The organism is Paraburkholderia sp. OAS925, from assembly GCF_040543975.1.
Lineage (GTDB): Bacteria > Pseudomonadota > Gammaproteobacteria > Burkholderiales > Burkholderiaceae > Paraburkholderia > Paraburkholderia graminis.
The window spans coordinates 2,661,383-2,673,201 of sequence record NZ_JBEUNO010000002.1 but is presented as its reverse complement, the minus strand read 5'-3'; the positions used below and the strand labels follow the sequence as shown (position 1 = coordinate 2,673,201).

The 11,819-nt window shown below is 63.2% G+C and carries 16 protein-coding genes; 8 read left to right on the top strand and 8 right to left on the bottom strand.

The window, feature by feature from the left end; all coding sequences use genetic code 11:
• Positions 1-29 precede the first annotated feature (29 nt).
• Complete coding sequence (locus tag ABIE53_RS30700) at positions 30-884, top strand: PA4780 family RIO1-like protein kinase (RefSeq protein WP_006050410.1); 855 nt, start codon at positions 30-32, stop codon at positions 882-884.
• A 37-nt stretch (positions 885-921) separates the two neighbouring features.
• On the opposite strand, the gene ABIE53_RS30695 is transcribed toward ABIE53_RS30700, so the two are convergent.
• Positions 922-1,626: an SDR family oxidoreductase gene (locus tag ABIE53_RS30695; protein WP_006050409.1), complete on the bottom strand. Its 705-nt coding sequence runs from the start codon at positions 1,624-1,626 to the stop codon at positions 922-924.
• A gap of 287 nt (positions 1,627-1,913) precedes the next feature.
• Here ABIE53_RS30695 and ABIE53_RS30690 point away from each other — a divergent pair, with 287 nt between their 5' ends.
• Positions 1,914-2,492 carry a TetR/AcrR family transcriptional regulator gene (locus ABIE53_RS30690; RefSeq protein ID WP_006050408.1) on the top strand — a complete coding sequence of 193 codons (579 nt, stop codon included), beginning with the start codon at positions 1,914-1,916 and terminating at the stop codon, positions 2,490-2,492.
• 57 nt (positions 2,493-2,549) lie between these two features.
• Here ABIE53_RS30690 and ABIE53_RS30685 read toward each other — a convergent pair whose 3' ends face one another.
• The 4 genes from ABIE53_RS30685 to ABIE53_RS30670 all read right to left on the bottom strand — a co-directional run bounded on the left by ABIE53_RS30685 (position 2,550) and on the right by ABIE53_RS30670 (position 5,408).
• Entirely contained in the window at positions 2,550-2,945 is a 396-nt protein-coding gene (locus ABIE53_RS30685; RefSeq protein WP_006050407.1) for a nuclear transport factor 2 family protein, read from the bottom strand.
• Between the two features lie 62 nt (positions 2,946-3,007).
• Positions 3,008-3,628, bottom strand: coding sequence for an NADPH-dependent F420 reductase (locus ABIE53_RS30680; RefSeq protein WP_192700234.1), 621 nt, complete (start codon positions 3,626-3,628; stop codon positions 3,008-3,010).
• A 150-nt stretch (positions 3,629-3,778) separates the two neighbouring features.
• A complete protein-coding gene (locus tag ABIE53_RS30675) occupies positions 3,779-4,720 on the bottom strand; it encodes an SDR family oxidoreductase (RefSeq protein ID WP_006050405.1) in 942 nt (313 codons plus the stop codon).
• A 52-nt stretch (positions 4,721-4,772) separates the two neighbouring features.
• On the bottom strand, positions 4,773-5,408 hold the full coding sequence (locus ABIE53_RS30670; protein WP_006050404.1) for an NADPH-dependent F420 reductase: 636 nt from the start codon (positions 5,406-5,408) through the stop codon (positions 4,773-4,775).
• A 141-nt stretch (positions 5,409-5,549) separates the two neighbouring features.
• Between ABIE53_RS30670 and ABIE53_RS30665 the strand changes: the two genes are divergently transcribed.
• From ABIE53_RS30665 to ABIE53_RS30640, 6 genes are all read left to right on the top strand, one after another.
• Complete coding sequence (locus ABIE53_RS30665; RefSeq protein ID WP_006050403.1) at positions 5,550-6,002, top strand: winged helix-turn-helix transcriptional regulator; 453 nt, start codon at positions 5,550-5,552, stop codon at positions 6,000-6,002.
• A 332-nt stretch (positions 6,003-6,334) separates the two neighbouring features.
• A complete protein-coding gene (locus tag ABIE53_RS30660; protein WP_175130895.1) occupies positions 6,335-6,568 on the top strand; it encodes a hypothetical protein in 234 nt (77 codons plus the stop codon).
• An 89-nt stretch (positions 6,569-6,657) separates the two neighbouring features.
• Entirely contained in the window at positions 6,658-6,891 is a 234-nt protein-coding gene (locus ABIE53_RS30655) for a hypothetical protein (protein WP_175130894.1), read from the top strand.
• A gap of 89 nt (positions 6,892-6,980) precedes the next feature.
• Complete coding sequence (locus ABIE53_RS30650) at positions 6,981-7,214, top strand: hypothetical protein (protein ID WP_006050401.1); 234 nt, start codon at positions 6,981-6,983, stop codon at positions 7,212-7,214.
• 89 nt (positions 7,215-7,303) lie between these two features.
• Complete coding sequence (locus ABIE53_RS30645) at positions 7,304-7,537, top strand: hypothetical protein (protein WP_006050400.1); 234 nt, start codon at positions 7,304-7,306, stop codon at positions 7,535-7,537.
• Between the two features lie 90 nt (positions 7,538-7,627).
• Positions 7,628-7,861, top strand: coding sequence for a hypothetical protein (locus ABIE53_RS30640; protein WP_006050399.1), 234 nt, complete (start codon positions 7,628-7,630; stop codon positions 7,859-7,861).
• Between the two features lie 430 nt (positions 7,862-8,291).
• Here the strand turns inward: ABIE53_RS30640 and ABIE53_RS30635 are convergent, their stop codons facing one another.
• The 3 genes from ABIE53_RS30635 to ABIE53_RS30625 are packed head-to-tail and all read right to left on the bottom strand — an operon-like array spanning position 8,292 to position 11,817.
• Positions 8,292-9,260: an ABC transporter permease gene (locus ABIE53_RS30635; protein ID WP_192700233.1), complete on the bottom strand. Its 969-nt coding sequence runs from the start codon at positions 9,258-9,260 to the stop codon at positions 8,292-8,294.
• On the bottom strand, positions 9,257-10,264 hold the full coding sequence (locus ABIE53_RS30630) for an ABC transporter permease (RefSeq protein ID WP_029968922.1): 1,008 nt from the start codon (positions 10,262-10,264) through the stop codon (positions 9,257-9,259). Before ABIE53_RS30630 ends, ABIE53_RS30635 begins: the two co-directional genes overlap by 4 nt.
• Positions 10,261-11,817, bottom strand: a complete 1,557-nt coding sequence (locus ABIE53_RS30625; RefSeq protein WP_192700232.1) for a sugar ABC transporter ATP-binding protein — start codon at positions 11,815-11,817, stop codon at positions 10,261-10,263. The genes ABIE53_RS30630 and ABIE53_RS30625 overlap by 4 nt, the downstream gene beginning before the upstream one ends.
• Between the last annotated feature and the right edge of the window lie 2 nt (positions 11,818-11,819).

Below are 11,819 nucleotides of genomic sequence, written 5' to 3'. Positions count from 1 at the left end.
ACGTTCGTCGAGCTGCAGTCGGCGGTCGCATGAAAATACCTAAACGGCTTGCCCCGCTTCTCGAAGAAGGGCTCATCGACGAAGTCATCGGCCAGTTGATGAGCGGCAAGGAGGCAACGGTCTACGTCGTGCGCAGCGGCGAATCGACGCGTTGCGCAAAGGTCTACAAGGACGCGAAGCAGCGAAGCTTTCGGCAAGCCGCGTCGTATCGGGACGGCCGCAAGGTCAAGAACAGCCGGCAGGCGCGGGCGATGGAAAAAGGCACGCGCTACGGCCGTCAGATGCAGGAAGCGTCATGGCAGAACGCTGAAGTCGACGCACTGTTCCGGCTCGCCGCGGCAGGCGTGCGCGTGCCGCAACCCTATATTTGCACCGACGGCGTGTTGCTGATGGAGCTGGTGATCGACGAGATGGGCGACGTCGCGCCGCGGCTTAACGACGTCGATATGACCGAAGCCCGCGCCCTCGAACTGCACGCGCTGCTGCTGAACCAGGTTGTCCGCATGCTCTGCGCAGGCATGATTCACGGCGATCTGTCGGAATACAACATCCTGCTCGCAGCGGACGGCCCGGTGATCATCGATCTGCCGCAGGCCGTCGACGCCGCCGGCAACAACGAAGCCGCCTCGATGCTCAAGCGGGACGTCGACAACCTGGCCGCATACTTCGGACGGTTTGCGCCGCAAATTCTCACCGCGAGTTATGGCGCGGAGATCTGGACGCTGTTCGAATCGGGGCAGCTGCATGTCGATATCGAACTGACCGGCCGCATCGAAGTCGACACGCGACCGGTGGATCTCGATGGCGTGCTTCAGGAACTCGAAGAGACGCGTCTTGAGGAAGATGCGCGATTGCGGCGGCAGCAGGAACTGAGCGCGGGTTGATAGCCGCGCTCGGTTTCGGGTGAACGCCGCGACGCCGTCAGCGAGGAGCCGGCTCGTTCAGATAGACGCCCGCGGACAGCGCGGCTTTCACCTCTCGCGTGAACTCGTCGGTGGACACTTCCTCCGCGCCGGCCTCGATCGCGTCGAATGCCTGACGCACGACGTCGGCCGGTGTCGCCTTCGGCACTTCAAGCCCGCGCGTCAGATCGGTGTCGATGAAGCCGGCATGCAGCCCGACAACCTGTGTGCGCTGCTCGCGCAGCGAATGACGCAGGCCGTTGGTCACCGCCCACGCGGCCGACTTCGACACGCCGTAGCCGGAAAGGATCGGCCGGTTGATCCAGCTCGCGACCGACAGCACGTTCAGAATCGCGCCGCCGCCGTTGCCGGCGAGGTGGCCCGCGAACGCGCGCGACATCGCGAGCATCCCGAAGACGTTGGTTTCGAAGTGATCGCGCAACACGTCGAGCGCGCCGTCGTCGGTCAGGCTGCTGAACCGCGCAATGCCCGCGTTGTTGATCAGCAGCGTGACGTCGCGCGCGGCTTCCGCGGCAGCGGCCACAGCCGCCGGATCAGTCACGTCCAGCTTGAGAGGCACGACGCCCGGCAGCGTCACGCTGGCCGGATCGCGCGCGCCCGCATAGACCTTGCGCGCGCCTCGTTCGAGCGCCTGTCTCGCGAACTCGAGGCCAAGCCCGCGGTTCGCGCCCGTCACCAAAACAACAGAACCTTCGATTTTCATGACGCATCCTTTCCTGGGGTTGATCGCCGGCGCGCGGGCTCGCCGGGCGCAAGAAATCGGGTGAAAACAATCGGATGAAACATCGGCATCAAAGACGGCATGACCCACATTGCCGTTTGCACCTTGTCCCGCGTCGCTTCGCGTCATGGGCCAAAGTCGGCTAAACTTATCTCAATGTCGATCGCCATCGTCTTAAGACGCATTGTGTCGACGCAACACGGGCGTGTCAATGGTGATCGACATTGTGTTTATTAATCGATGCGATCGCCTGAACAAAGGAGGAATCGATGGGTGTGTCACGACAGCAGGCCGCCGAGAACCGCAGCGCGATCGTCGCGGCCGCCGAGCGGCTGTTCCGCGCGCGCGGGGTCGACGCTGTGGGGCTCGCGGAGTTGATGAAGGAAGCCGGTTTTACACAGGGCGGCTTCTACAACCATTTCAAGTCGAAAGACGCGCTGGTCGCCGCGGTGATGGAAAAGGCGATGGAAGACTATGCAGATTCGCCGAACGCCGGGAGCCTGGCAAAGCAGGCGGCGCGCTACCTGTCGACGCGGCACCGCGGCAACATCGAGGCCGGCTGTCCGCTGTCCGGGTTCGCGGGCGACGTGCCCCGTATGAGCGACGCGGCGCGCGCGTCCTACACGCGCGGCCTGGCGGCGTATCTCCGCCGGCTTGAAGCCATGATTTCCGCGGAAGGCGCAACGGCGAAGCAGAGCCGTCACGATGCCATTGCGGCGTTCAGTCAGATGGTCGGCGCACTCGTGTTGTCGCGTGCGGTCGTGAGCGCCGATCCCGCCTTCGCCGACGAGATCCTGGAGGTGGGGCGCCGCACGCTTGTCGATAGGACGCCATCTACGGCGCCATGAGCGCCGGGTCCGGATTCGCGGCGGGCGGGCATGTCGCAAGCTGCGGGACCTTCAGCTTCAAAGATCGCAGGCCCGTGCCAGTGCAAGTGTGTCGATGTACTCGCGGATGTTCGTCACCTTGCCATTTCGAACGGTAATGGCGAAGACCCAATCGTCGTCGAACGTCCTGTTCGTCGCTTTGACTCTGCCCGTGGCGAAGCCGACGACCAGAACCCGGTCGCCCTGCGCGACGAATTCGAAAGGGGCTGGGTATGACGTTTCAACCGTGTCGGAAGCCTTCTCAAGCAAATCTGCCAACCCCGCGTGTCCGCGATGGGTGCCGGCCAGTGGCCACTCGCCCGGAATGATCCACTCTATGTCTTCGGCGGAAATCGCGAGCAGGCCCTGCTTATCGCCGCGGCCCATTGCTGCAAAAAAATCCTTCACAATCTGGACATTCTCTTGCGTGCTCATTGAAATTCTCCGTTTCTGTTTCATGTGGCCGAAAAGCCGCCGGAGGACGTCGCGCCGGTGATTCAGCCAATCTCGACGTTCAACGCGATATCCCATGTGCCGGCGCCGTTTTTCGCGAGGCCGATCATCATCAGACCGAGCGCCTCGAGCGTCGCGGCCATGTGCAGGCCACCCACATCCAACTGACGCAGTCCGAGACTCTCGATCAAGGTCGAGACGCGCGCCTTGGCCTGTGCATCGTCGGCTGCGATGAACGCGTCGAGGCGTCCGTTTTTGGCCAGTACGTGGCCAAAGACGGTGTTGAACGCCTTTACGACGTGTGCGGTGGCGGGAAGACCCTTGGCGATCTCCTGCGCGCCGGAACTGCCGTGCGGGGTGACGAGGCCGGAAAGGTCCGGGGCGACCGGATTGGTGATGTCGATGATCACCTTGCCTTCGAGCGCGTTTCCGTAATCGGCGACGACCGCCGCCGCACTGCCGTACGGCACGGCGAGGATGACGATATCGCCTGTCGGCGCGGCGGCGTAAGTCCCCGTGGTCACTCCCGCTGAGAGCTTATCGGCCAGCGCCCGCGCTTTGGCTGGGTCGCGGTTCAGGACCTCGACGGTATGTCCTGCCTTGGCGATACGGCCGGCGACGGCCGTGGCCATGGTTCCTGCGCCAATGATGCTAATCGTGCTCATGTCAAATATCCTTCTGAGTTGGGGTATGCCCGTGATCTGTACGAGGCTTCGCCCATGATGTTTTCCGTGTGCGCCGAGCCACTTGCGTCACCTTCCTGCTACTCCGTGACGGGCTCGGCGCGATGGGCGAGTTCTTGCCGTCCGCTCAACTCAGCCGGCAGGGAAGTAGTGACCATTGTCCATATCGGCAAACAGGCCGGGCTGCGTTGGTGTCCAGCCGAGCGTCTCGCGCGTGATCGCATTCGACGCCGGTGTATCCAGTGTGACCAGATTTGCAAGGAATCCGAAGTACCCAGGCAGCATCAGCACGTCCGCGGGAATGGGTACGGCGGGCAGATTCAAGCGACTGCCGATGGCCTCGGCGATCTCGCGGTACGCAATGCTCCCCTCTGCAACCGCGTGCCAGCTTCTGCCGGCGGCGCCTTTCTCAAGCGCCAGGCGGAACACGGTGGCGACGTCGCGCGTGTGCACGGCGGCCCACCTGTTCGCACCGTCTCCGGGGTAACCGACGACACCCTTTTCCTTCGCCAGCCCGATTAGCAGCGGAAGGAAGCCGGCATTATCGGTCGCGCTGTGCATGATTTCAGGAATCCGAACGACTGAAGACCGCACGCCTTTTTCCGCGAGTCCGATTACGGTAGTTTCCACGATGTTACGGACCCGCAAGGTGTTCCTGTAGGGATCGCCGCCGGGAAGAGGCGGATCCTCCTCGGTGGCCGGCCGGCCCAGGTTGTCCCAGCCGGGCGAGCCGATGCTTCCCGATGAGACCAGCGGCTTTCCGGTTCCGGCCAGCGCCTCGCCATATGCGAGCATGATCTGAAGCTCCGCATCGGCCACGGCGTTGATCCCGCCGACCGGAATCAGGTCTTGCCGGTGCGCGACATGGATGACGCCGTCGGCGGCGGCGGCCGCTTCTTTAAGGCCGTCGAGATCCTCGAGGCTACCGAGACGCGGCTTCGCGCCAAGTGCGGACACCGCAGCCGCCGCCTTGTCCGAACGAGCGAGGGCTGTGACCTGATGGCCTGCGGCGATGAGGTCGGAGATGATGTACGGGCCGGAATGGCCGGTCCCGCCGGTGACGAAAACCTGCATGTGAATGTTCCTTATCAGTAATGTGATGCGGGAAGCGGTGATACCGGTGCACTCAGCCGGGAAGGCTGACGCCGATTGAGAAGTTCGTGTGCTTGACCGAGTGGGCGAGGAGGCCCAGCGACAGCAGGCACGCGTGCTCCAGTGACCTAGCCATTGGCAATGGCCCGGTATCCATTGGACGCAGTCCGAGGCTCTCGATGAACGCCGAGACGCGTGCCTTCGCGTGCGCGTCGTCTCCGGCGATGAACACATCCAATGCGTGGCCCGGGACGGGACCGGCCGCGAGGACGTGGGAGAACTGGGTGTTGAACGCCTTGACGACTTTCGCATCGGCAGGGGCGGCCTTAGTGATCTCCTTCGCGCCGAAACTGTCTCCAGGGGTCACGAAGCTCGTGTGATCGGAGGCGACCGGATTCGTGATGTCGACAAGAACCTTGCCTGCCAGCCCTTCGCCGTACTGCTTCACCACGTCGAGAACGGCGGAGTAGGGAACCGCCAGGATGACAATGTCCCCGGCCGGGGCGGCGCCGAACGCGCCTGTCGTCGCGCCGGCTCCGATCTGCGCGGCGAGCGTCCGCACCTTGACGGCGTCGCGACTCGTCACCTCGACGGTGTGGCCCGCCTTCGCGGCGAGGCCGCCGATCGCTGCGGCCATGCCGCCTGTGCCGATGATGCTGATAGTGCTCATATGCAGCCTCCTGGTTTGTTGGGTGCTGCTCGTACTCCCGAACAACCATGCTAAACACATTGCTTGCAAAAAACAAGTAAACGGCGCAAATTACTTGCGTTATGCAAGCGATGTTAATATCGAGCGATGAAGACGACATCCATGAAGACGACATCTAAAGAAGACATTCGGTCCCATTGCGCAGTGAACTACGGCGTGGAGGTTTTCGGCGACCGGTGGTCGCTCCTGATCATTCGCGACATCGTCTTTGCCGGCAAGAAGACGTATGGCGAGTTCCTGAGATCGGAGGAGGGAATCGCGACCAATGTCCTTGCTTCGCGCCTTGCGTTTCTTGAGGAGCAAGGAATTCTCTCGAGGGCACCCAGTGCCGACGACAGGCGGAAGGACTTTTACACGCTGACCGAGAAGGGCCTGGACCTCATTCCCGTCGTGCTTAACATAGTCGTTTGGAGCGCGAAGCACGATTCGAAGTCGTACGTGCGGCGCTGCAAGGAGTTCGTTGCCCGATTAAATCGAAACCCCATGCAGGTGAGCGAAGATGTGAAGGCGCTGATCCGCAATGGCGGATGTATGTTTCCTGAGAGCAAGGAATAAGCAAGACGGCAAGCGCGCCGTGTCACGTCGCACGAACGATATGCGCACACCACCGGGTGCGTCGCGAATTACCAAAACCCCGCCGCTGTTTTCGCAACGCAGACAGTCCTCAAAAACCTGTTTGCTACGGCACGACACCTTTCTCCCCGTCGCATACCGAAAGCGCTTGAAAAGCCTGCTGGTAAATTTTTAATTCCCCTTTGTTTTCAGCGGCTTGGATGCCTATATCCGCCTTGCGCGATTAAGCCTGGCATACCCTGTGCAAATACCCCTGTGAGCGCAACGAATAGTGCTCTTCCTTCCAGACTGAAGACCCTCACAGGAGATTTACCATGACCTCGCTGATCATCAAAGACATCGCCCATTCCGAAGACCTGTCCGCCAAGGCTCTGTCCGCTGTACGCGGCGGCAGCAACTACAACGTCGGCAACGTCAATGCCGCTTATGGCGGCGGCTTCGCCAGCCCGGGCGTCGTCGTCGCACCGGTCACGCAGACCGACACGCACACGAAGGTCGAGATCCCGACGATCATGAACTTCGGCGGCCTGCAGTTCGCCAAGGCGTGAGTTAAGCGCCGGGGAGAGCGGCGCTCTCCCCGGCGGCACGCCGACTGTACCTTCCAAACCCGAAACAGAGACATCTCAGGAGACTTACCATGACCTCACTGACCATCAAAGACATCGCCCATACCGAAGACCTGTCCGCCAAAGCTCTGTCCGCTGTACGCGGCGGCAGCAACTACAACCTGGGCAACCTCAATGCTGCTTATGGCGGCGGCTTCGCCAGCCCCGGCGTCGTCGTGGCACCGGTCACGCAGACCGACACGTACACGAAGGTCGAGATCCCGACGATCATGAACTTCGGCGGCCTGCAGTTCGCCAAGGCGTGAGTTAAGCGCCGGGGAGAGCGGCGCTCTCCCTTTGCTTGCCGAACCGTACTTCCAAACCCGAAACAGAGAAACATCTCAGGAGACTTACCATGACCTCGCTCACCATCAAAGACATCGCCCACACCGAAGACCTGTCCGCCAAGGCTCTGTCCGCTGTACGCGGCGGCAGCAACTACAACCTCGGCAACCTCAACGCTGCTTATGGCGGCGGCTTCGCCAGCCCGGGCGTCGTCGCGGCACCGGTCACGCAGACCGACACGTACACGAAGGTCGAGATCCCGACGATCCAGAATTTCGGCGGCTTCCAGTTCGCGAAGGCGTGAGTTAAGCGCCGGGGAGAGCGGCGCTCTCCCCCTAGCTCGCCAAACGTACTTCCAACCCGAAACAAAGAAACAGCTCCAGGAGACTTACCATGACCTCACTGACCATCAAAGACATCGCCCGCACCGAAGACCTGTCCGCCAAGGCTCTGTCCGCTGTACGCGGCGGCAGCAACTACAACGCCGGCAACCTCAATGCTGCTTATGGCGGCGGCTTCGCCAGCCCGGGCGTCGTCGTGGCACCGGTCACGCAGACCGACACGTACACGAAGGTCGAGATCCCGACGATCCAGAACTTCGGCGGCTTCCAGTTCGCCAAGGCGTGAGTTAAGCGTCAGGGAGAGCAGCGCTCTCCCTGACGGCACGCCGACCGTACTTCCAAACCGAAACAGAGAAACAGCTCCAGGAGACCTACCATGACCTCGCTCACCATCAAAGACATCGCCCATACCGAACACCTCTCCGCCAAGGCCCTGTGCGCTGTACGCGGCGGCAGCAACTTCAACTTCGGCAACTTCAATGCTGCCTATGGCGGCGGCTTCGCCAGCCCTGCTATCGTCGTCGCACCGGTCACGCAGATCGACACGTACACGAAGGTCGAGATTCCGACGATCCAGAATTTCGGCGGTCTGCAGTTCGCGAAGGCATGAGTCGAAGGGATTGAGCGTTGCGCCCAAGGGGCAAGGCCCGATCGCGTGACGCGGGCTTTCCGCAGCGTCGGGGGCGGCAAGCGTCGTCGACAGGATAGCGCGCGCTGTCTCGTTGACCGTTTCATAACAAGGGGAGCGTAGTGGCAGGACCAAGCGGTTGATCCAGTCACCCTAGTTCGTTATCCTTCCGAACTCTCCGGACTTGTCACCGAGGTTTGGATCTAAGGGCTCGCCGGCCACTCCACCCGGCGGGTTTTTTTTCGCGCGCTTTTTAGTCCTGGTTTCGGCTGCGGCGCGGCCTGGTTCGGTGAATGGTTGTGAGCGACCCTACGTGCCTTAAATGTGTGCGCCGGTTTCTCCAAACGCCGCGGTGATGGATGTGGTATTGGCCGTAGAAAACCGCTGCATCGCCCGCAGGACGATGCCCGCATCAAGCCGCCATCGCCCGACGTCCGACCGACCAGCCGTTCATCGTCAGAAACACGATCAGCGTTGCGCCGAAGATGCACTGACGTCCGGCCTCGCCGATCTGCAGCGCGGTCAGCAAACTGGTCAGCGCGGTGATGAACAGCGCGGCAATCGCCACCGCGATGTAATCGCCGCGTCCGCCGCCCAGCGAGACGCCGCCGATCACCGCCACCACGACACTCGTCAGCACATAGCCGCTGCCGAGTCCGAGAAACGCCTGGCCGACGTAGCCCACCAGCAGCACGCCGGTCAGCGCGGCAATCATCGCGCTCGCCGTATAAGCCGCGATGCGCACCGCTCGCACGCGAGTGCCGGTGAGCAGGGCGGCGGTGGGATTCGCGCCGGTCGCCATCAGGCGGCGTCCCCATGCGGAGCGATCCAGAAACCACCAGACCGCAGTGCCGGCGACGAGCCACAACACGGCGACGGTCGGTACGCCTGCCACGCTACGTCCGGCGAGCGCAACGAGCGTCGCACTGGCCGCGGTATTCACATGCATGAGCGACGACCACACGATGAAACCGCCGTCGACCAGACTCGCCATTGCGAGCGTCATCACCAGCGGCGGCACTTTGAACACCGTGATCCCGCAACCGTTGATCACACCGACCACCGCGCCGCACAACGCCGCCGCAAAAAACGCGAGCGGCAAGCCAACGGGCAAACCCGCTGGCCCCACATTGATCACCGCCGCGCCGATGATCCCGCCCAACGTCGCGACCGCGCCGACCGAGAGGTCGAGCCCCTGGCCGCCGGCCATCATCGCGAGCGTCTGCGAGATGCCGAAGAGGCCGAGGAAAGTGGCAATCTTCAACTGGTTGCCCAACTGGTCCGCGTTCGTAAAGCCGGGCACCGCCCACTGTCCGCCGACCATCACGAGAACGACGAGCACCAGCAGCAACATGCGCCGGGAAGTCAGCGTCGCGCTCATGCCGGTTTCCTCGCGCCGATGAAAGTGCAACCGAGCGCGAGCAGAATCACCGCGCCCTTGAACACTTCCTGATAGTTGCTCGGAATGCCCGCGAAGTAGACGACGTTGCCGATCAGCACGAGCACCAGCGCGCCGCAGATCGCGCCGAGCATCGAGCCGCGTCCGCCCGCGAGCGAAATCCCGCCGATCACGACCGCTGCCACCGAATTCAACGTGTACGGCAAGCCGAGGCGCGCATCGCCCGACGAGGTTTGCGCGGAGATGCAAAGCGCCGCGCCGAACACGAACAGCCACGCGAGCACATAGCCGAGCAGCTTGACAAGCCGCGTATCGACGCCGGACTTGAACACCGCATCCGCCGAACTGCCGGTCGCGATCAATCGGCGTCCGAAGCGATGACGTTGCAGCAGCGCCCACAACGCGCACGCCGCGAGCACCGGAATGGCCGCAAGCGGAAACACGCCGACGCGCATCGCAAACCACTCGCCGAGTATTTCCGGCACTGCGCCGCCGGGCTGCGGCATCAGCAGCAGGGCGCCGCCGAACCAGATCGCGCCGGTGGCGAACGTCGCGATCAGCGCGCTTTGCCGCAGGTAGCCGACCAGCAAGCCGTTGCAGACACCCGCCGCAACCGCGATGACAAGCGCCGCGACGCAGGTCGCCGCCGTGCCCCAGCCGGTGAGCGACGGCACCGCGGCGAGCACGCAATTGATCAGCGAGATCCCGGACCCCACTGAAAGATCCAGCTCGCCGAGCAGCACGATCACCGCCTGCGCCATGCAGACGAGAATCACGGGCGCCGCGTTTTGCAGGTTGCTCGACAGCGAATCGGCGCTGAAGAAATCGGGCTGAAGAAACGCATTGCAGGCCAGCACGATCAGCAGCATCGCGACGCCCGGCAACGCACTGCTGTTGCGTGACGTGATCGCGTGAATGCATTGACGCAAACCGTGGACGGGCTGCTCGCGCGCAGGCTGAAGTCGTTCGGTCAGGCCGGCTTTCATGCGGCGCTCCTGCCGAACAGCGCGCTCGTGACGCGGGCTTCGTTCATGTCGGGTCCTTCGAGTTGCGCGACCACGCGGCCTTCGTACATCACGATCAGGCGGTCGCAAACGGCGAGCAGTTCATCGGTGTCGGATGCGTAGACGATCGCGGCCGCGCCCGCTTCGGTCAGCGCGCCGATCGCTTCGTAGATCTCCTTGCGCGCGATCACATCGACGCCCTTGGTCGGATCGCTCAGCAGCAGCACCTTGATTCGGCGATCGAGCCAGCGGCCTATCACGACCTTTTGCTGATTGCCGCCCGACAGCGCACGCACCGGTTGTCGCGCGTCGGACGTCTTGATCCGCAGACGCTTCACGGCAAAATCGACCAACTGGCGAATGGAAGCACTTCGCAAACGCCACGGCTCGCGCTGAAAATTGGCCGCCACTTGCGCGAGATTGAACTCGACCGAATGATCGAGCCACAGTCCCTGCCGATGCCGATCGTTCGGCACCAGACACACGCCCGCGTCGATCATCTCACGCGGCGAGCGGACAGCGATCGGTGCACCGTCGAGCGTTATCTCGCCATCATCGAGCTTGCGATATCCGGCGAGCGCATCGAGCAATTCTTCCTGGCCGTGTCCTTGCAGTCCGGCCACGCCGAGTATTTCGCCTTGCCGCAATTCGAACTCCACGCCGCGCAGGCGGGCGCCGGCGCGCAGGCCACGCGCGCTCAACGCGATAGGGCTGATGTCGTTGGGCGCGCTAGCTGTAATCACGGCACTCATGCGCGGACTGTGTTGCGAATGCCGGCGAGCGGCCGCACTTTCACCGTGCATATCCACGTCAGCGGCGCCGCCCATCCACGCAAGCACGCGCGCTTCGTCGAGCTTGCCTTGCACCGGAATTTCGCCGGCATGCCTTCCGTTGCACAACACCATCACGCGATCGCACAGCGCCTGAATTTCCGCCATTCGATGCGAGATGAACACGATCGCTGTGCCGCGCGCGGCCAGTGCGCGGATCACGCGCATCAGGCTCTCGACTTCGGCGGCGGCGAGCGCAGCCGTCGGTTCGTCGAAGATCAGCACGCGCGGTTCGAGCGCCAGCGCCTTGGCTATTTCAACGAGCTGCTGATCCGCGACAGAGAGTTGCCCCGCGGGAAGGTCCAGGTTCCAGCCGGCACGCAGGCTCGAGAGCAACTGCGCCGCGCGCCGCCTTGCCGCCGTGCGATTGAGAAAGCGCCCACGCCGGCACATTTCCGCGCCGAGAAACACGTTCTCCCAGACCGGCAGATCGGGTGCGAGCCCCGGATGCTGATGCGCGATCGCAATGCCCGCCGCGCGAGCCGCACGCGGCTCGCCGGGCGGCAGACGATGCGAGTCGAGCGAAAGCGTGCCCGCGTCGGGCCGATTGTCGCCGGCAAGAATGCTCGACAGCGTCGACTTGCCGGAGCCGTTCGCGCCGAGCAAACCGAGCACTTCACCGGCATTCACTTCGATGCTGACGTTATCGAGCGCGACCACGCCGCCATAGCGCCGCGTGATTCCTGTGGCAGTCAGTAAAGGCATGC